This is a genomic window from Salibacterium qingdaonense, from assembly GCF_900114715.1.
Taxonomy (GTDB): domain Bacteria; phylum Bacillota; class Bacilli; order Bacillales; family Marinococcaceae; genus Salibacterium; species Salibacterium qingdaonense.
Genome location: NZ_FOTY01000002.1, coordinates 106143 through 125149, shown reverse-complemented (window position 1 = coordinate 125149; position 19007 = coordinate 106143). Strand labels below are relative to the sequence as shown.

17 protein-coding genes and 2 pseudogenes are annotated in these 19007 nt (G+C 38.0%); 11 read left to right on the top strand and 8 right to left on the bottom strand.

Annotation, left to right across the window (positions count from 1 at the left end; all coding sequences use genetic code 11):
* Positions 1 to 3 precede the first annotated feature (3 nt).
* The gene (locus BM058_RS02220) at positions 4 to 522 is read left to right on the top strand and encodes a DUF6262 family protein (RefSeq protein ID WP_090925405.1); all 519 of its coding nucleotides are present in this window, start codon (positions 4 to 6) and stop codon (positions 520 to 522) included.
* A gap of 52 nt (positions 523 to 574) precedes the next feature.
* On the opposite strand, the gene BM058_RS02215 is transcribed toward BM058_RS02220, so the two are convergent.
* The 6 genes and pseudogenes from BM058_RS02215 to BM058_RS02185 all read right to left on the bottom strand — a co-directional run bounded on the left by BM058_RS02215 (position 575) and on the right by BM058_RS02185 (position 6846).
* Positions 575 to 1810, bottom strand: a complete 1236-nt coding sequence (locus BM058_RS02215; RefSeq protein ID WP_090925404.1) for a DNA polymerase IV — start codon at positions 1808 to 1810, stop codon at positions 575 to 577.
* 111 nt (positions 1811 to 1921) lie between these two features.
* Positions 1922 to 2650: a cytochrome c biogenesis CcdA family protein gene (locus BM058_RS02210; protein WP_322787867.1), complete on the bottom strand. Its 729-nt coding sequence runs from the start codon at positions 2648 to 2650 to the stop codon at positions 1922 to 1924.
* A 23-nt stretch (positions 2651 to 2673) separates the two neighbouring features.
* Positions 2674 to 3036 carry a thiol-disulfide oxidoreductase ResA gene (resA, locus tag BM058_RS02205; RefSeq protein ID WP_245736788.1) on the bottom strand — a complete coding sequence of 121 codons (363 nt, stop codon included), beginning with the start codon at positions 3034 to 3036 and terminating at the stop codon, positions 2674 to 2676.
* 233 nt (positions 3037 to 3269) lie between these two features.
* A pseudogene (locus BM058_RS02200) lies at positions 3270 to 5389 on the bottom strand (heavy metal translocating P-type ATPase).
* A pseudogene (locus tag BM058_RS18785) lies at positions 5376 to 5764 on the bottom strand (ArsR/SmtB family transcription factor). The pseudogenes BM058_RS02200 and BM058_RS18785 overlap by 14 nt, the downstream one beginning before the upstream one ends.
* Before the next feature lie 476 nt (positions 5765 to 6240).
* A complete protein-coding gene (locus tag BM058_RS02185) occupies positions 6241 to 6846 on the bottom strand; it encodes a class I SAM-dependent methyltransferase (protein WP_245736808.1) in 606 nt (201 codons plus the stop codon).
* A 71-nt stretch (positions 6847 to 6917) separates the two neighbouring features.
* Between BM058_RS02185 and BM058_RS02180 the strand changes: the two genes are divergently transcribed.
* The 8 genes from BM058_RS02180 to qoxD all read left to right on the top strand — a co-directional run bounded on the left by BM058_RS02180 (position 6918) and on the right by qoxD (position 16196).
* Positions 6918 to 7793, top strand: coding sequence for a cytochrome c oxidase assembly protein (locus tag BM058_RS02180; RefSeq protein ID WP_090925400.1), 876 nt, complete (start codon positions 6918 to 6920; stop codon positions 7791 to 7793).
* A gap of 423 nt (positions 7794 to 8216) precedes the next feature.
* Positions 8217 to 8945, top strand: a complete 729-nt coding sequence (locus BM058_RS02175) for a cytochrome c oxidase assembly protein (protein ID WP_177195393.1) — start codon at positions 8217 to 8219, stop codon at positions 8943 to 8945.
* A 25-nt stretch (positions 8946 to 8970) separates the two neighbouring features.
* A complete protein-coding gene (gene ccsA, locus BM058_RS02170; protein ID WP_090925398.1) occupies positions 8971 to 10158 on the top strand; it encodes a cytochrome c biogenesis protein CcsA in 1188 nt (395 codons plus the stop codon).
* Positions 10159 to 10458: 300 nt separating this feature from the next.
* The gene (locus tag BM058_RS02165) at positions 10459 to 11874 is read left to right on the top strand and encodes a Na+/H+ antiporter NhaC family protein (RefSeq protein WP_090925397.1); all 1416 of its coding nucleotides are present in this window, start codon (positions 10459 to 10461) and stop codon (positions 11872 to 11874) included.
* 607 nt (positions 11875 to 12481) lie between these two features.
* Entirely contained in the window at positions 12482 to 13327 is an 846-nt protein-coding gene (gene qoxA, locus BM058_RS02160; RefSeq protein WP_090925396.1) for a cytochrome aa3 quinol oxidase subunit II, read from the top strand.
* A complete protein-coding gene (gene qoxB, locus BM058_RS02155) occupies positions 13308 to 15293 on the top strand; it encodes a cytochrome aa3 quinol oxidase subunit I (RefSeq protein WP_090925395.1) in 1986 nt (661 codons plus the stop codon). The genes qoxA and qoxB overlap by 20 nt, the downstream gene beginning before the upstream one ends.
* A complete protein-coding gene (gene qoxC / locus BM058_RS02150; protein ID WP_090925394.1) occupies positions 15277 to 15894 on the top strand; it encodes a cytochrome aa3 quinol oxidase subunit III in 618 nt (205 codons plus the stop codon). Before qoxB ends, qoxC begins: the two co-directional genes overlap by 17 nt.
* Positions 15891 to 16196: a cytochrome aa3 quinol oxidase subunit IV gene (gene qoxD, locus BM058_RS02145; RefSeq protein ID WP_177195392.1), complete on the top strand. Its 306-nt coding sequence runs from the start codon at positions 15891 to 15893 to the stop codon at positions 16194 to 16196. Before qoxC ends, qoxD begins: the two co-directional genes overlap by 4 nt.
* Before the next feature lie 61 nt (positions 16197 to 16257).
* Here the strand turns inward: qoxD and BM058_RS02140 are convergent, their stop codons facing one another.
* Together BM058_RS02140 and BM058_RS02135 are read right to left on the bottom strand one after the other, a co-directional pair.
* On the bottom strand, positions 16258 to 17214 hold the full coding sequence (locus tag BM058_RS02140) for a cation diffusion facilitator family transporter (RefSeq protein WP_090925392.1): 957 nt from the start codon (positions 17212 to 17214) through the stop codon (positions 16258 to 16260).
* A gap of 20 nt (positions 17215 to 17234) precedes the next feature.
* Positions 17235 to 17495, bottom strand: a complete 261-nt coding sequence (locus tag BM058_RS02135; protein WP_090925581.1) for an ArsR/SmtB family transcription factor — start codon at positions 17493 to 17495, stop codon at positions 17235 to 17237.
* Between the two features lie 149 nt (positions 17496 to 17644).
* On the opposite strand from BM058_RS02135, the gene BM058_RS02130 reads away from it, so the two are divergent.
* Positions 17645 to 17983: an ArsR/SmtB family transcription factor gene (locus tag BM058_RS02130; RefSeq protein WP_090925391.1), complete on the top strand. Its 339-nt coding sequence runs from the start codon at positions 17645 to 17647 to the stop codon at positions 17981 to 17983.
* Positions 17984 to 18158: 175 nt separating this feature from the next.
* Positions 18159 to 18995: a COX15/CtaA family protein gene (locus tag BM058_RS02125; RefSeq protein ID WP_090925390.1), complete on the top strand. Its 837-nt coding sequence runs from the start codon at positions 18159 to 18161 to the stop codon at positions 18993 to 18995.
* The last annotated feature ends 12 nt before the right edge of the window (positions 18996 to 19007 follow it).

Sequence of the window (19007 nt, the reverse complement as noted above, 5' to 3'; positions counted from 1 at the left end):
CAGATGGCAAATGAAGGATTGCGTCGGTTACAACAGGAAAAACGAGAAGACAGCATAGAACGTGTAAATTGGGCTCTGCAATACCTCAGGGATTTAGAAGGGGTGAACGTTCAAATCAGTGCCGCCAAATTAGCCGAGGTTTCGGAGTTGAGCCGTGCGGTATTATATAAACCACACCTTCGTTCATTATGGGATCCTGCCTGGCTTGAATCATCACAAGAACGAAATAATGATAAGTGTGAATTACATTTACAGCGAACAAAATATCTGGAAGATCAAATAACCCACTTAGAAACACAATGGAACAAAAGTGAAAACAAAAGGGCACGTCTTGAAAAAGCATTGGAAAAAGAAAAAAGTCGGTCCCTCGTTTATAGACAGGACTATGAGGAACTTAAAGCACGGCATCAAAAACTGCTTTATGTTCACTTGAAAGCTTTGCGTAAACTGCATATTCATGGTATAGATACCTCTGAGTTATTGGAAGGGGGAAAGGATGATCTGGATCCCGATTTCACTTGAATTGGTTTATAGTGCATAGGCTCCATGCTTCACCCTTTTGGAGGCATTTATTTCATTGGTAATGTCCCCCAATTTTTTGTGACCTCTCAAGAGCTTGTCCGGCACTCGTTAATGAAGAAGCACGTACAACAGCAGTTGATCCAAAACGGTTTTTGATATCGTCCATCGTGTAGCCAATGTTTAATTTCTTCTCTCTGTCTGCAAATAGATTCAATTGCCACATGTCGTCTGGACTTAACTGTGATAAGGTGACGCCGATTTTTCTGATGGGGTTTCGGTTCCAATACTTCAGAAGCAATTCAGACGCTATGTGATATAAATCCATCGTACTGTTAGTGGGTTCCGGGGATTTCGTTTGTCGATGAAAACCGGTGGGGAAATTAAAATCTGCGCCAACTATACTTACGGAAATGGTGATCCCCATCAAATGTGAATTTCTCGTACGGAAACCCACCTCTTCACAAAGCTCTAATAAAACGACCTTAATATCACTCTCGCTGGCATAATCCCTTGGTAGTGTCATAGCGTGCCCAATGGCTTCTTGTCCCTGAAAAGATTCTGTAGAAACAGGAGAATAATCAATGCCGTTCGCTGTCATCCACAACACCTGGCCATTAATCCCAAAATTTTTCTTCAATATATCCACTGGACAAGCAGCAAGTTGTCCAATTGTTCGAATTCCCATATTTCTAAAATGCTTTTCCATCCGACTTCCCACTCCAAACATATTGTGGATGGGTGACGACCACATATCTGTTTGAACCTTTTCTTTTTTTAACCAGAAAATCCCCTCTCGATTTTTCTTCGCAAAGTGATCACATGCCATTTTTGCTAAAACTTTGTTCGCACCAATGCCAATCCGAGCACACAGACCGATTTCCTCCATAATGGCTGCTTGAACCTTTCTTGCTACAGACATCGGGTCCCCGAACAGGTGCTTAGTCCTGGAAATATCTATAAACTGTTCGTCGATACTAAAGCATTCAACTACATCCGTGAATCGCTCTAAAATGGTTGTAATTTGCATTGAAACATCAATATAACGTTGCATTCTAGGTCTAATTACCACTGCTTCTGGACATTTTTCCTGCGCCTCCCATAACCTCTCGGCGTTGACTACTCCAGCTTGTTTGGCTAACGGACAGGCAGCCAGGATAACCCCATTGCGTCTGTCCGGATCTCCGGAGACAACCACTGGCTTTCCATCCAGATCACTGTTTTCCGTTTTTTCCACCGCAGCATAAAATGATTGCATGTCGATAAGAAAAATAATTTTTTCCTCTTTCATGATGAAATGCTCCCTTTAGAAGATGTCCCTTCATATTATACACGAAAATATGTTCGTATAAAAGCAAAGAACTTTACTCAATAGCAGATGTATTTTTCAAAAAGTAATATTTTAAATTCCAAAAGGAACAAACTGAGCAAGATAACTGGATAGCATCTTGTAGTATCCAAGAAATAATAAAACGCCCATAGCAACCATAACCATCCCGCTTGCCTTTTGAATATATGGCATATATACATTAAAACGACGAATTTTATTTAAGGATTTAGCATAAAAAATGGTAACAAATAAAAAAGGAATGCCCATGCCAATCGAATAAATAAACAACATCATCATACCAGTAAGCATCGTGTCACTTTGACTTGAAAGAGTTAGAATCGACCCTAAAACAAGACCAACACATGGAGACCATCCTACTGCAAACAACAAGCCAAACATAACGGAACTTATAAAGCTCGTTGAACCCTTCTCCTTCTTCGTTTGAATTCTTTTTTCCGTCATTAAACTTCTAATGGATAATATTCCCATCATCTGCAAACCAAACAATACAATAACAATTCCGCCGATTTGCTGAAGCATGTTATTATACTGGCTGAAAAGTTGACCAAGAAAAGTAGACGAAGCGCCCAACAGCAAAAATATAATGGTAAAACCAGTAATAAACCCTAAGCTTCTTACAACCATTAATCCTCTTGTGGCGTTAACGCGACTCTCCGATATTGTTGTTCCTGTGAGCTGTGCTAAGTAAGCCGGAATAAGCGGGAACACACATGGAGATAAAAAGGAAATGATTCCAGCTCCAAACGCAAGCCAGATAGTGAGATCACTCAAGACACACACCTCCTATTTTAAAATTTTAAAAATTAAGGTTTAATCTGTTCCATATAACCTTCTATATTCTCTTCTGTCATTCCACCTATTATAATATCCAATACGATTCCCTCTTTGTCTACTAAAAAGGTGGTCGGAAGAGGATTTATTCCATAAAGATCCAGGACCTCTTTCTCACGATCCATCGGTACTGGAAAGGATAAGTCATGCCGATTCACAAAACGATCCACTGCCAAATCGGACTCTCCAACATTAACAGCCAAAATTTCTACTCCTTCATCCTTATATTTTGCATATAGACGATCCATATAAGGCATTTCTTCTTCACAAGGCGGACAATACGTTCCCCAAAAATTTAAAAAAATTCCTTTACCTCGATAATCCTTTAACTCCACCGTTTTCCCTTCCAGTGTATGCAGTCTGAAGTTAGGGGCAGTATCTCCTTTCTTTATCGATATGTGTATTCATTTTGAGTTAAATTCATATAGAAGACATAGGAAAGGACAACTGCCAGTCCACTTAAAATGGCAGCGCGAAAGTAAAGCCTTTTTCTCTTTTTTGACATGTTTCTGCCCACCTTTTTATATGTAAAGAATTTGAGAAGGCCGTGTCCCAGCCTTCTCAAATTCTACTCTTTTGTCTTTAGCAGCCGGAGTCCATTTAAGGTAACGAGAAGTGTTGCCCCCATGTCCGCAAATATAGCGATCCACAGCGTCAGCCAGCCGGGAATCACAAGTAATAAAGCAAGTGCTTTGATTCCTAGGGAAAAACCAATGTTCTGTTTAATAATGGTAAGGGCACGCCGGCTTAGACGTATAGTAAACGGCAGTTTATCTAAGTCATCCCCCATCAGAGCAATATCAGCCGTTTCAAGCGCCGTATCAGTGCCTGCACCTCCCATCGCAATCCCTACAGTGCTGCTGGCAAGCGCAGGAGCATCATTCACTCCATCTCCTACCATTGCTGCTTTTTTATAACTTGAGGTCAATTTTTTAATAAACGACACTTTATCTTCCGGCATTAAGTTTGCCTGAATAGAGGAAACACCTATTTTACGACCAATAGCCTCTGCTGTTTCTTTATTATCACCCGTTAACATGATGGTTTCTTTTATTCCAAGCTTATGAAGAGCTTTAATAGCATTTATCGTTTTCTCACGAGTTTGATCGGCAATGGAAAACATGCCTAATAATTTTTCTGCCGTCCCCAGGAGAATAACTGTTTTCCCTTGTTTTTGGGACTGTTTTATTTGCATTTCCTGCTCAACGGTCCACCAAGGAACCTCCATATCAGAAAAAAGGGAGGGACTTCCAATGTAATAAGGTACACCATCAATAAAACCCTTTACTCCTTTTCCTGTAATAGAATGAAAATCCTGCACATCCACCTTATCATACAGCACGTTTTGATTTTCAGCTTTGTTTACAATGGCAGCGGCCAAAGGATGTTGCGAGTTTTTTTCTAATGCGGCAGCAATAGATAATACCTTTTCCCCCTCCTCATCAGGAATGACAATATCGGTTACTTCAGGTTCCCCTTTTGTCAAAGTGCCGGTCTTATCAAACGCGACAGCCTGTAAGGCTCCAGTCTCTTCTAAAAAAACACCGCCTTTAATCAATACCCCGTTTCTGGCAGCGGAGCCAACCGCGGTAACAACCGAAACGGGAGTCGAGATAACAAGAGCGCAGGGACAGCCTACCACTAACACAGCTAATCCTTGATAGATCCACGTTTCCCAACCAGCTTGGAAGAAAAGTGGTGGAATCAAGGCTACCAGAAAAGCAGTAGTGATAATAAATGGGGTGTAATACATAGCAAGCCGGTCCACGAAGGCTTGAGAAGGAGCGCGTTCGTCCTGTGCTTCTTCCACCAAATGAATAATCTTAGACAATGTGGTATCTTCAACACGCTTGGTCACTTTAACTTCTAACATGCCTTCTTCATTCAGCGTGCCGGCAAAAACATCATCAGAAATCGTTTTTTCGACAGGCATGGACTCCCGGTAATGGCAGCCTGATTAATGGTAGAAGTTCCCTTTGTAATTTCCCCGTCCATCGCAATTTTTTGGCCGGGTTTTACAAGGAGAGTATCCCCTATCTCAATGTCCTCAACGTGGACGGTTTGTTCCACCCCACCTCTTCGTATAAGTGCTTCTTTGGGGCTGATATCCATTAGAGAACGTATCGAGTTCCTTGCCTTATCCATGGAATAGCTTTCCAAGGCCTCGCTTATGGCAAATAAAATCACCACTATGGCACCTTCAGCCCATTCCCCAATAAGAACCGCTCCAATTATAGCGATACTCATCAACGTTCTCATATCAAACGTAAATGTAAAAAGGTTCTTGATCCCCGTTAAAAATAAAGATCTGCCGCCGATGACGATCGATAAAAGGTATAGCATAATGATAACCGGACTTTCTTTCCCGGACCATATATGAGCGAAAAAAGCAGCCATTAAAAAGACGATCGACAAAATGACAGATCCATGCTTTTTCCAAAATGGTTGTTCCTTCTCCTCAAATGATTGGTTTTCGGGTACTACCTTCAGGTTTTCAAAGGATCCTGCTTTTTCCAAATCTTCTACGCTTGTTTCTCCATATACCGTTACTTTCGAGGCCGCAAAATTGACATCAGCGTCTGCTACACCATCCAGGTGCAGAACATTCTCTTCGAATGTTTTAGCACAGCCTGCTCAGGTGAAACCTTTTATCCGATATACCTGCTTATGATGATCATTGGCCGACATGACTTTTCCTCTTTTCCTCTTTATGAACCATAGCTAACGAAATAATGTCCCGTATGTGGTCATCATCCAGAGAATACCATACGAGTTTGCCTTCTTTTCGAAATTTTAATAATCCAATTTTTGAAAGGGAGCGCAAATGATGAGAAGCATTAGCAATCGGTGAACCAAGCAAATAAGCAATATCGCAGACACATAGTTCCTCCTCAATCATTAATGCCTGCATGATCTTCATACGATTAGATTCCGCGAGTCCTTTAAACATGATGGACATATAGTCCACATCAGCGTTACCAATTTGACTGTTAATATGATCTATTTTTCAGGATTAAAACAGGTTACCTCACATACGTCCTTTGCATTATTTTTTGTCTTCACGACACTGCCTCCTCTTATTCAAATCATAATTTGATCATAACATTATAATTTATGTTTGAATATTTGTATTCGTTCTTGTTGAAAAATTGTAATACCTTTATTCAAATAATTGTTTAAACGAAATAATATCATTAGTAGACTATAATTGACTCGACCGCCAATGGTTTCAGGAGAAATGATGTGGTAACAAATGTCAATGAAGAAAAAGAGAGGAAAGGAGGCACAGCAGTCCCCTGTCTTGCTGTTCTATTTATTTTGATGCAAACACGAGGAGTCAATACGAATACCTTTGTTATAGAGATAGAAGGAAAAACAGCACAGCTTGACACTATGAAAACACTGATAAGTCTGTGGAGATGATCCAGGGACTAATCTAATTCGAAGAACATAATGGATTGGCGCTGATACCTACTACACCAACTTCAACCTCAAGAGATGAACATATACTTCAATAAAACACTGGGGCGTCGTCTCCATTACTTTTTTCTTAAAACAATTTTCCGGTACATGCCGTTAAACATAATAGGAGTCTCTTGAATTATTTCTATATCCCCTTCCACATTTTCTACGAGGTTTTCAAAAGATACATTGATGTCTGTCCCTAATAAACGAACGAAGGGGCTCAACAATTTTTGCAATCCATATCTTTTTTTATTCGACGTAAACTTATCGAACACGATTAAATCTCCCCCCGGTTTTGTAACTCTTATTGCTTCATTCAAAGCCTGGGCGGGCGATGCTACAACGGACAAAATTAAACTTAAAATGGTAACGTGATATGTGTCATCTTGAAAAGCCATATGCTCGGCGTCCATGTATAGAAAATGAACTCCTGAATGGGAATACCTTTTTACCGCCCGATGTAACATATCTAGTGATAAATCAATTCCTGTAACCTTAACTGTGGAAAGAGGAATATGGGCTAAATCAGCCCCAGTACCGACTCCAATGAGCAATATGTGCTGACTATCCTGGAAAGGATAAGATGAAAAGATGCGGCTTCTCGCTTTCATAAATTTGCCTCGATTAAATAATACATTGTACCAAGGAGACCAGCATTTATAAATAAATCGATTCCACATATTTAACAACGTTTAGACACCTCTTTATTATTTATTACCTTTATTTTTTTACAGGGGGAGGGGAAATAAGTATGTTTATAACGAAATTTCAGGAATTTTCTTTTTGGACGTTATGGACTCCTGACGTCATCATCGGGCTCGCAGCAATGACAATTCTTTTTCATTGGTTACTAACCAAACCAGGTAGGGGCTCAGTATCTATCACAGTCCGCCAAAAAATATACTTTGGACTTGCTCTTCTATGTTTATATTTGGGATGGGGAAGCCCTCTTTCTGTGGTAGGGCATTCCGTATTTAGTGTTCATATGATACAGATGGTGTTTGTTTATTTTGCGGGAGTACCGCTCCTTCTTCTAGCTATACCTAAATGGCTGCTGCAAGTTGGAATTAAAAACTGGAAAAGGAAATCAATGATTACCTATCGTTTTATCCTTAACCCCATTCTTGGGTTAATTGGTTTTAATGCTCTATTTTCTTTCTACCATTTCCCAGTCATTTTTGATTATATGATGCAGGTATCATTCCTTCAAATAGTTTTTAAAGCAGCACTATTTTCTTCTGCTGCACTAATGTGGTGGCACATTCTTGCTCCTTTACCGGAGCTCAATCGTTTTACTGACTTTCGTCGCATTATCTATATTTTCGCTAACGGAATCTTAATTACCCCTGCCTGCGCTTTAATGATTTTTGCTGGAAGCCCTTTATACGAAACATATACCAACCCAGAAACGATGATGCAAACGGCAGATAGTTTCCGTTTTTTAGACGCCCATCAGGACCAGAGGCTGGCAGGTATTATCATGAAAATCAGCCAGGAATTCATTTACGCATCTGCGATTGGATATGTTTTTAAACAATGGCTTAACAAAGAAAAACAACAGGATGGAGAATTGACAATTAGTGATATTCCTGATTCACACTATGCAAATAAAAAGAATCGTTTTTAAGATAGTTTTACATTAATAAAAGGAGTATACCATGATTTCTCGTTTGTTATTTTACACATTACCCTTGAGCTACATTTTACTATTTTTCGCAAGTGGTTATCTCACAAGTTTATTCTTATCAACTAGCTTTATTAATCAGATTTTTTTCATTGTAGTTATTATCATCTACTGGTTTGTCGCAACTTCTATTATGGGACTCTTCAAAAATGTTTTTGCACTCAAGAAAATATTACGTAGAACAAGTACAAGCATATTAATTATTGCGGTTGTTGGCACCCTCCAACAACAGACGCTATTTGTTAATGCAAAACTTTCGTCCAGCATCTTATTTTTTAGCATTAGTTTTATATTTCTACATCTGTTACATCTCACTTGTTTCTTTGTACTTCAATCACAAATAAAAAAGAAAGGAGAGATAAAAAATTGAGTTATGTATGGAGTATTGTGCTTCTCATAATAACTATATTTATAATCCGCTGGTATTTCAAAGCAACAAAGTATGAAGACATCAACCAATCGAAAAAATTCTCGTTCCTTACAGGTGTTATCCTTTTCTTTATCGCACAAGTAAATCCCTTATTCGAATGGGGGAGCTCAATCTTTTTTGTTCATATGATGCAGCAAACCGTTACTTTTTTTATCGCACCTATATTTATTTTTCTTGGAATGTCAGACGGCTTGTTAAAACCCCTCTATAGTCTAAAGACAGTAGACAGGTTTATAAAAATACTAACCAAACCTATTATTTGCACGTCATTGTTCACTATCTTATTTTCTGCCTATTACGTTCCATTTATTTTTGATACTATCATCGCCAATCCATTGTATCGTATTACCGCAATGATTATTATGCTTCCTTTTGCTTTTTTTATGTGGTGGCCCGTCCTTTCACCGGCCAAAAATGATACCACGTTTAATCCATTTGCCAGCATTATTTACATCGTTGTTATCGGAGTGTTATTCACTCCTTTAGGTATTTTCGTTATTTTTTCAGGCGAAGCAGTATATAGTTCCTTTGCACTTAGAGATCAACAAGTGGGAGGAGCAGCATGGAAAGTCATTTCTGTGGCGATTTATATTATACTGATGGGATATTCTCTGTCTGAAGCTGTACGGTTAGACAAGGAACAAGCAGAAAATAAATCTCTTTAATTATGATAAGGAAGGAAAGATAAAAATGATTGAGATTAGTCAAAATCTGTTACTGCTCGCTTTTTTCATGTATTTCATGTCTACAATAAGTTATGCGGTATCTGTCACAGGGAAAAAATGGCGTGATAAACAAGGAGCAGTCACTGGAAATCGTTGGGGAAGTTTTGGATATATATTTGCAATCACTGGTTTTGCATCGTCTTTCGGTTATTTTATAACCAGGTGGATTGTCGCAGGACATGCTCCTGTAAGTAACATGTTTGAATACACGACGTTTTTAGGAATAGCTATCAGTTTTGGCTTTATTATTTTGTATGCTATTTATAAAACAAATTTCTTAGGCATGTTCACCATGCCATTTGTGATGTTAATTATCGCATTTGCTTCGGTCTTCCCTTCCGAAGTAGAGCCTCTTATCCCTGCTTTGCAAAGTAATTGGTTAAAAATACATGTAACGACTACGGCTTTAGGTCAAGGCATTTTAGCAATAGGGTTTGCCGCCGGTCTTATTTATCTAATCCGGACGTTGGATTTTACGAAAAACGACAAAAAAGTATTTTGGCTGGAGTTCATTATATACACTTTAATCAGTGTTGGCGGTTTTATATTGATTCGTTATATTTTCAAACTTTTCGAATATCAAGCTGCTTTTACGTATGTAGATGAAACAGGCAGTGACGGAGAAATGATTTATAACCTTCCAGCTCTGGTAGGACCAAATAAAGGAGTTCTTCAAACCCCGGGAGCCATGGAGCCCTTTTTTAACATGCCGGTATGGATGCGAAGTGATGATGCAAATACCGTCATCTGGTCTGTCCTAACAGGTCTGGCACTCTATTGGGTATTGAGACTCGTATTGCGCAAACCGGTAGGAGGTGCTTTGCAGCCATTTTTAAAAGGGATTAATCCGAAATTTGTTGATGAGGTCAGTTATCGAGCCATTGCCATTGGGTTCCCGGTGTTTACCCTGGGCGGTATCATTTTTGCTATGATTTGGGCCCAAATAACCTGGACAAGATTTTGGGGATGGGATCCTAAAGAAGTATGGGCTTTAATAACATTTTTATTTTACGCTGCTTATCTCCACCTTCGATTATCCCAAGGGTGGCATGGGGAAAAATCGGCCTGGCTTGGGGTTATAGGATTTGCTATTATCATGTTTAATTTAATATTTGTTAATCTGGTTATAGCTGGTCTGCATTCATATGCATGATTACGGCAGTTGAATATTTACATTTGCAACTACCGATTCGAATTGAAGTTCACTTAATGGGACGATTCCATTGTGTTGAACTTCATTTTCATAATGGTCCTTCCAACCCTGCTAAAATTCACTTCCATTTCCACAACCTAAATCATCATTCGTTTCAAACAGACTAATTTTAAAAAGTATAGCTATGTAAAAATGTTATGCAGCGCCCTTTCTACATTACAATCCACAATTCAAACGGAATAATTGACAACCATTTAGAGAACATTACATTTAAATATAACATAATATTGGAGGATAATTATGAATAATTGGGAATCCATCATACCGTTTTTAATAATTATTCCCGTTGCTATTGGGACCAAACAAGTTTTACCTGGACTAGCGCTTGGCCTTTTGGCAGCCTCTTACATAGTGGAACCTTCTCTTCTCGGTGGTATAGAAAAAATGACAAATTACCTTATCAGTAGTCTTGCCAAAGAACCCAAATTACAAATTATAGGGTTTTTATATATATTCACCGGTATTGTAAATATGATTGAGATGACCGGGGGGATAAAAGGGTTTACGAATATAACATCTCAAAAAATAAAAACAAAAAAGCAGGCCATCTTTATGATTTGGATCACCTTATTAGGGACTTTTATTTCTCCGAATTTACGTATTGTTACTATTGCGCCAATAATGAAAGCACTACAAAATAAACTTAATATCACGAAGGAAAAAGTAAGTTTTGTGATTGAGGCCAGCTCATTACCGGTGATTGCTTTAATTCCTATTGCGACAGCTTTTATTGGTTATATGACTTCTGCCATTGATATGTCTTTAGAAAGTTCAGCGAATGCTGATCCATATAAATATTTTTTGAAAAGCATTCCCTTTAACTTTTTTTCAATTATTATAATTATATTATCTGTGATTTATAGTGTTTTTGGGCATCTAAAATTATTTAATGGAAATAAAGACAAGAAAGATGAACAAGAAAATCAATACAAAAATACAAAAAGGGAAAAAGATGCACAGGAGGATTCTGATACGGGGATAGAGTCGAGACCAGCCAATTTATTTATCCCCCTAGCCCTGGCTCTTAGCCTCTCCATATTTTTATCTTGGTGGGATGGTTACGGAAAAACATCGGAAATCTTTAAAGCATTTATTGCTGCAGACGTTTCTAGATATATGTTAATTGCCATTATTATTACATTATTGGCTGCATTCGTACAGTTTCTTATGCAAAAATATCCACTAAAAAAATTAGTGAAAGCTTTTTTTGATGGTGGAAATAAACTAATGCCCGCTTTCTTTTTATTTGCGCTTGTATGGGGATTATCTCTGGCAACAAAGGATCTTGGTTTATCTAAATTCATTACAAGTACTTTAGGAACGATACCCATTTTGTTGATTCCGCCAATCACTTTTGTTTTAGGATCTGTTTTGGCCTACTTCATTGGTTCTTCATGGGGATCGTGGGGGCTGTTAATGCCTATTGGTGTGTCACTAGCACAAAGCTCCGAGATCTCCTTACCATTAATGATCGGCATTATTTTTGCCTGCGGTACTCTAGGAGGTTTGACTTCGCCATTAAGTGGAACAACAGTCACCATTTCAAAAATTATGGAACTAGAAATCATGGATTACGCAAAATATAAAATAAAACATACACTGATTCCCTTCATTCTTTCCATAAGCTTATATGTAACTTATACACTTCTTTTTTGAACAAGAAAATACGGGAGGAATAAAAGACTATTACTTCCCGTCAGTGTATATTCTTGGGACCTCGTATCTCCAATCATTTATCACCTTAATATGTATCAAATTTTTCATATGACTTTTGTAAAAATCTAGAAAAAGATTTTCACTAATTGCTGTCTCGGAAATAAGGCAGCCGTCTAGGACTCAGAATGCCTGTTTTATTTTTACCATCGTCTCCATAACAACGATTACCATCACTCCCAGGGTACGGACTTATGTCGGCATGTTTTCCCCATACTCCACGTCTTATTACCATTCTATAGCGCTTTCCGAAGCTCTGTTTTTGTTTCGCTTAGGACCGACTCCAGTGCCTTGTTCAGGGCTTGAAACACATGATAAGCACCCAGTTGTTTTCGCACGGGATACCGGGATTGGGCAAACACTTCTGAAATTTTCTCCGTAGCCCACTAATAGCCCACTAGGAATGAGGGAGTATTATTTGTTAAAAGTGTCAATTTATCAACATTCATATATCTTACACCATATTTGAATATTTGTTTGATATTTTGATTCATATAAGGAACGAGAGAGGATTAGCTCACTCATTTTGGAAAGGGAGGGGTAGATATAAATGAAAAAGCTTTTATCAGGGATGATTCCAATCGTTTTTTTATCTCTCTTAATGACAGGGTGTCAAGGGGTTCTAGACCCTAGGGGTCCTGTTGCCGATACCCAATATAATCTAATTATCTACTCAATTGTTCTAATGAGTCTGGTTTTGATTCCCGTTTTCATTGCATTCGGTATTATAGTTTTCAAATATCGCGAAAAAGCTTCTAGTCACCATTACGAGCCGCCGGAGATGGAAGGAAATAAAAAATTAGAAATACTGTGGACCATTATCCCCATCATTATTGTTACAATGCTGGCCATTCCAACGGTTCAAGCGACGTACAGCTTGGAAAAGTCACCTAGTCCCGAACAAAAACCTCTTGTCATTAAGGTGATCTCCGCTCAATGGAAATGGATTTTTCAATATCCGGAACAAGGAATTCAAACTGTCAATTATGCAAATATCCCAAAGGATCGTCCTGTTAAGTTCAAACTCACCTCTGCAGCTGCTATGAACTCCTTTTGGATCCCTCAACTCGGAGGACAAAAATATACAATGCCAGGTATGACAGAAGTATTATTTTTAGAGGCTGATGAAACTGGAACGTTTAATGGAAAAGCTGCAAACTTTTCCGGAAAAATGTATAGTGATATGACCTTTACCATTTCATCTCAATCCAATCAAAACTTTGAAAACTGGATACAAAAGACCTTAGAAATGAAACCACCACTCACTGCAGTCGGAATGGATCAACTTTTATCTCCTGGAACTGTTGATATCATGACTTATTCTTCCTACCCAAAAAACTATGATTACTTAAGTAATTTGAAAGGAGGTACTATGAATGAATTTGGAGAGCATTAAAAAGTTTTTGTTAGAAGATTTCTTCGTTACCGGAGATCCATTTATCTATGCTGCCGACATCATGATTGGGTTGACCAGTATATTAATTATAGCGGTACTTACTTATTTCAAGAAATGGAAATGGCTATGGAACGAATGGATTACTTCGGTAGATCATAAAAAAATAGGGATTATGTATATGATTGCCTCATTAATGATGCTCATTCGTGCAGGAATTGATGCATTAATGATGCGCACACAGCTGATGCTTCCTTCGATGAATTTTTTAGACTCCCAACAATATAACGAAATTTTTACCACTCATGGTGTTGTCATGCTCCTGTTTATGGCGATGCCATTTCTCTTTGGATTAATAAACGTTGCGATGCCATTACAAATTGGTGCGCGGGATGTAGCATTTCCCTATCTTAATTCATTGAGCTTTTGGTTATTTTTTTTCGGCGCCATGTTATTTAACCTATCATTCGTCATCGGTGGTTCTCCCGATGCAGGTTGGGTAAACTATCCGACATTGGCTGGGGAAAAATTAAGTCCTGGACCAAGCATTAATTATTACTTATTAAGTTTACAAATTTCCGGCTTAGGCACGTTAATGAGTGGAATAAATTTTATTGCCACTATTATCAAGATGCGGGCTCCTGGAATGACTTTAATGCGCATGCCAATTTTTACGTGGTCCACATTAATTACATCTATTATTATCGTATTTGCATTTCCAGTGCTCACTATAGCTTTAGCTCTTTTAACGATCGATCGAATATTCGGTTCCCACTTCTTTACAGTAGCTGGAGAAGGACTGCCAATGATGTATGTGAACATGTTTTGGTTGTGGGGGCATCCGGAAGTTTATATTCTGATTCTGCCGGCCTTTGGAATATTCTCTGAAATTATCAGTACATTCGCTCGAAAAGGTTTGTTTGGATATCGAGCCATGGTCTATTCCATGATCGTTATTTCATTGTTAAGTTTCGTGGTTTGGGTCCATCATTTTTTCACAATGGGAAATTCACCAGCGGTAAATTCGGTCTTCTCAATATCTACAATGGCCATTGCTGTACCTACAGGAGTTAAAATTTTTAATTGGCTTTTAACGCTTTATAAGGGAAAAATAAAAATGAGTGCAGCGAATCTATGGGCATTGGGTTTTATTCCCATTTTTGTTATAGGTGGAGCCACTGGTGTCATGCTAGCAAGTGCTCCAGCGGATTATCAGTATCACAATAGTTATTTTCTTGTATCCCATTTTCACTACGTACTTATTTCTGGTACAGTCTTTTCGATTTTTGCCGGGCTTCACTATTGGTGGCCCAAGATGTTTGGTCATACTCTTAATGAGACTTTAGGAAAATGGGGATTTTGGCTGTTTGCTATAGGTTTTAATTTAACTTTTTTCCCAATGTATATCGTGGGGCTCATGGGAATGACCCGTCGGGTAAACACGTATAGTGCCGATGCAGGGTGGACTTCGCTGAATTTCATTGAAACAATAGGCGCTTATTTAATGGGAATTGCATTCTTGATTATTGTCTACAACATCTATTACAGTGCTAGACACGGAAGGCGAGATCAAACGGGAGATCCTTGGAACGGACGCACGTTAGAATGGTCCATTCCTTCTCCTGCACCTGAGTATAATTTTGCTCATATACCAAGGGTTGAAGGTATTGATACGTACTGGTTAACTAAAAAAGACAATAGGAAAGAACCATCCAATCATTCAACATACAAGGCTATTCATATGCCAAATAATTCAGGTCAACCATTTTTCATGTCATTGTTTTTCTTTATCGCTGGTTTTGGGTTAGTTTTTGAATGGATTCCAATAGCTATCACTGGAACTTTAGGTATCGGTGCTGTTATGATCGTTCGTTCCTTTGACGAAGATAAAGGATACCATATCCCAGCATGGAAAATAAAAAAGACAGAAATGAAACAAAGGGGGCAAAATCATGAAGTCAATAAATGATTATCCGGCGAATATTCCCCCTGAGTATGAAGAAGAAGAGGGGCAAATAAAAATATTTGGGTTTTGGATCTTTTTAGCTGCAGAACTTGTACTCTTTTCTTGCTTATTTGCCACATACTTAGTCTATTTAGATCGTACTGCTAGTGGACCGACTGGAACAGAAATATTCGAATATCCTGGAGTTATCATTCAAACTTTTTTGTTACTGACTAGTAGTTTTACGTCAAGTATTGGTATTTTTGAACTTCGACGTAAGAACAAATTACGTGTGTTGATTTGGATGGGAATAACGCTTTTGCTTGGTATATCATTTTTAGGTATGGAAATCAAAGAATTTGCTACGTATATAGAAGAAGGAGTTTCTATTTCAACTAGTGCTTTTTGGTCTTCTTTCTATATTCTAGTAGGTACTCACGGGGCTCATGTAACTTTTGGTATTATATGGATGAGTATAGTTCTGATTCATTTCATTCGTAAAGGGATTAATCCCACTACATCCAGAAAACTGTTCGTAGCCAGCCTATATTGGCACTTTCTAGATGCCGTATGGATTTTTGTTATTACTGGTGTTTATCTTATTGGAGGTGGAATAAATCTATGACTGAAAAGGCATTTAGTGAGCATCAAGAATATTTCCCCTGGAAACAAATTTTAGGATTCTGTTTATCTATCATCTTAACTGTTCTAGCATTACTAGTGACATTCTTTATGTCTTACAGCCGTGAAACAACAATAGTTGTTATCGTAGCTTTGGCTTCCTTCCAATTGTTAGTTCAATTAATAATGTTTATGCACTTGAATGAACTTGAAAAGTCTTTTCAAATTGCTGTAGTTTCTTATGGAGCTACTGTAGCAATAATTGTCGTAGCAGGAACGATATGGATTATGGAATCAGGGATGTAAAAAAGTCCCCGTACGTGAAAGCTTTTTCTTTTACGTACGGGGACTTTTTGGGCTTTTTTCATCAATGTGCATGTCCTCGGTGTCCATGGTCTTCTTCCTCGATTTCTATGGAACATAATAATTGTTCGTCATGGGGATGGTCGCTCGTTTCTAACTGAATCGTTGCATGTTGAATACCGACGTCTTTAAGTTTTTTTTCAAGATTTCCCAGGACTTGTTGACCTTCTCTTAGCGAATAATCTCCAGAAACAACAGCATGACAAGATAAAATAATTTGTTCACTAGTAATGTTCCACACATGCAAATCATGAATAGATTGAATTTCAGGTTGTGTCTCGATCGTTTGTTGAACTTGATGAATATCTATATTTTTAGGAGAGCCCTCCATTAATACATGAATACTTTCTCTGACCACACGAATACCACTGATCGTGATTAAGATAGCGACAATAACGCTGGCAAACGGATCTGCCCATCCCCAATTAAAAAAGAATATGAGCAAACCAGCTGCAATCGCTCCAACAGAGCCTAACAAGTCACCAATAACATGAAGAAATGCAGCTCGTAAGTTTAAGTTGTCTTCCGTATCACCTTTAGACATTAACATCCAGGCGACCAAAATGTTGACCAGTAACCCAAGGAACCCAATAAAAAGCATGCCTACTGAAGCCACATCTGGTGGATCAATAAACCGCTGATATGCTTCATACATAATATAGAGAGCAATGGCAATCAGCGTAGCTCCGTTGAATAGTGCTGCTAAAATCTCAAAACGCTTATAACCGAATGTTTTACTACGACTAACTGCTTTTTCTCCAACAATGAAAGCAGCAAGTCCAACCCCTAGCGAAATGGAATCGCTCAACATGTGTCCAGCATCAGATAATAACGCGAGACTATTGGTTATTATTCCACCAATGGCTTCCACGATCATATAGACCGTCGTAATGATAAATGCTATCATTAAAGCTTTTTTGTTTGCACCGTGTGTATGATCATGACCATGATCGTGACTCATGATATATGCCCTCCTTAAAATCAGTGTTGCGCATGTTCGATCATTTCATTCAAAGTGTGCATGACATGCTCATCATCTTGAGAGTAAAAAATACTTTGACCAGCTCTTCGATATTTCACTAAACGTAAGTTCTTTAAAAACACAAGTTGGTGCGAAACTGTTGCTTGTTTCAAGTCCAAATGTTCAGCAATTTCATTTACAGAGTATTCACCGTGAGCTAATAAATATAAAATGCGAATACGGTTAGGGTGAGACAACGCTTTAAAGGTTTGTGAGACCATAAATAATGTCTCTTCATCTAATATTTTTTGTTCATCGGTGTCCACAGTAAAAGCCCCTTTCAAATGTCAATGAATGTTCAACATAACTATATATTAACATATGTTAATATATCAATAAATGATTAATTATTGTCATGAGGTGATTATCTATGGCTTATAGAAAACCAATACCCATTAAAGAATTAAAAATGCTTCGATTGAGTCGAGAACTTCAAAAAATTGACTTTTTATCTTCAATTTTTCACCATTTCACTCAGCCCGTTCGTTTACGTATTCTGTATGCTTTAACTATAGAGAAAGAACTAAATGTAACTGAAACGGCAGGTCTGATTCAGTCTTCTGCCGCGACAGCATCCCATCATCTACGAAGAATGCACGAAGCTAATATTTTACAAATACGAAAGGAAGGCAGAGAAAATCACTATCAAATCAAAAACAACAATATAGAACGATTAGTGCATGAAATCATTGAATGGGAACAGGAGTAAAACCAAAAACGGATTAAGTCGCATAGCCATTTTATTAAAACCTTTTTTACGATGATAATTCAGGATATTATCTATTATGACTATTCTTGGTCGAATTTTATTCATTATCAACAAACATCTGATAAATCAATATCAGTCGAACAATTGAAAATTATAAAGAGGAGGGGAACACACATTGAATGTAGGATTACGTGTACTCGGTGTAATCACTTCTTTTGCAATGTTAATTGTTTTGCTTCAGGGAGCCTTAGTAACAACTACTGGGTCAGGTGAAGGCTGCGGATCAACATGGCCTTTATGTTTCGGGGAAATATTGCCTGCTAATCCTGCTTTGGCAACTCTTATTGAATACAGCCACCGTCTGTGGTCTGGTTTAACAGGTTTATTAGTACTTATTCTTGCTATTTGGTCATGGCGAAAGTTATCTCATCTGCGTGAAACCAAATTTCTGGCATTAATGGCTATACTTTTTATAGTATTTCAAGGATTTATGGGTGCCGGTGCTGTTATTTGGAACAACTCCGGTTTAATATTGGCTTTACATTTTGGTATCAGCACCATTTCATTCGCCACTGTCTCTTTATTAACAGCATTGGCTTTTGAGAATAATAATGTTTCACCCCATCCATTGGTAAGCAAAAAATATATAAACTATTTGATTACTACGATTATATACTCATATATTGTGATCTATACAGGCGCGTATATAAAACATTCAGGCTATGATATGACTATTCAATGGATTCATCGCAGTGCAGCCGTGCTTTTGATACTGATAATAGCTGGGTTAATGGTTTGGACATTAAAGAGGTACCATTCCTACTCGTCCCTATTAGGAATCAGTATAGCAATGTTTATCTTAATACTAATTCAAGCAGGCGCAGGTCTAGCTATTATTTACGGAGCTCCTTATCTAACATTCGCCTTACTTCATGCATTAACTATCAGCGTTGTCTTTACAATGATGATTTATAAAATGATGATTATCACTCGGCGTTCTCCGATTTCTTAAAATAGTTGCCAA

Coding starts and splice junctions, on each gene's coding strand:
- BM058_RS02220 (WP_090925405.1), top strand. CDS start 4: ATGGCAAATGAAGGATTGCGTCGGTTACAACAGGAAAAACGAGAAGAC.
- BM058_RS02215 (WP_090925404.1), bottom strand. CDS start 1,810: ATGAAAGAGGAAAAAATTATTTTTCTTATCGACATGCAATCATTTTAT.
- BM058_RS02185 (WP_245736808.1), bottom strand. CDS start 6,846: ATGTGGAATCGATTTATTTATAAATGCTGGTCTCCTTGGTACAATGTA.
- BM058_RS02180 (WP_090925400.1), top strand. CDS start 6,918: ATGTTTATAACGAAATTTCAGGAATTTTCTTTTTGGACGTTATGGACT.
- ccsA (WP_090925398.1), top strand. CDS start 8,971: ATGATTGAGATTAGTCAAAATCTGTTACTGCTCGCTTTTTTCATGTAT.
- BM058_RS02165 (WP_090925397.1), top strand. CDS start 10,459: ATGAATAATTGGGAATCCATCATACCGTTTTTAATAATTATTCCCGTT.
- qoxA (WP_090925396.1), top strand. CDS start 12,482: ATGAAAAAGCTTTTATCAGGGATGATTCCAATCGTTTTTTTATCTCTC.
- qoxB (WP_090925395.1), top strand. CDS start 13,308: ATGAATTTGGAGAGCATTAAAAAGTTTTTGTTAGAAGATTTCTTCGTT.
- qoxC (WP_090925394.1), top strand. CDS start 15,277: ATGAAGTCAATAAATGATTATCCGGCGAATATTCCCCCTGAGTATGAA.
- qoxD (WP_177195392.1), top strand. CDS start 15,891: ATGACTGAAAAGGCATTTAGTGAGCATCAAGAATATTTCCCCTGGAAA.
- BM058_RS02140 (WP_090925392.1), bottom strand. CDS start 17,214: ATGAGTCACGATCATGGTCATGATCATACACACGGTGCAAACAAAAAA.
- BM058_RS02135 (WP_090925581.1), bottom strand. CDS start 17,495: ATGGTCTCACAAACCTTTAAAGCGTTGTCTCACCCTAACCGTATTCGC.
- BM058_RS02130 (WP_090925391.1), top strand. CDS start 17,645: ATGGCTTATAGAAAACCAATACCCATTAAAGAATTAAAAATGCTTCGA.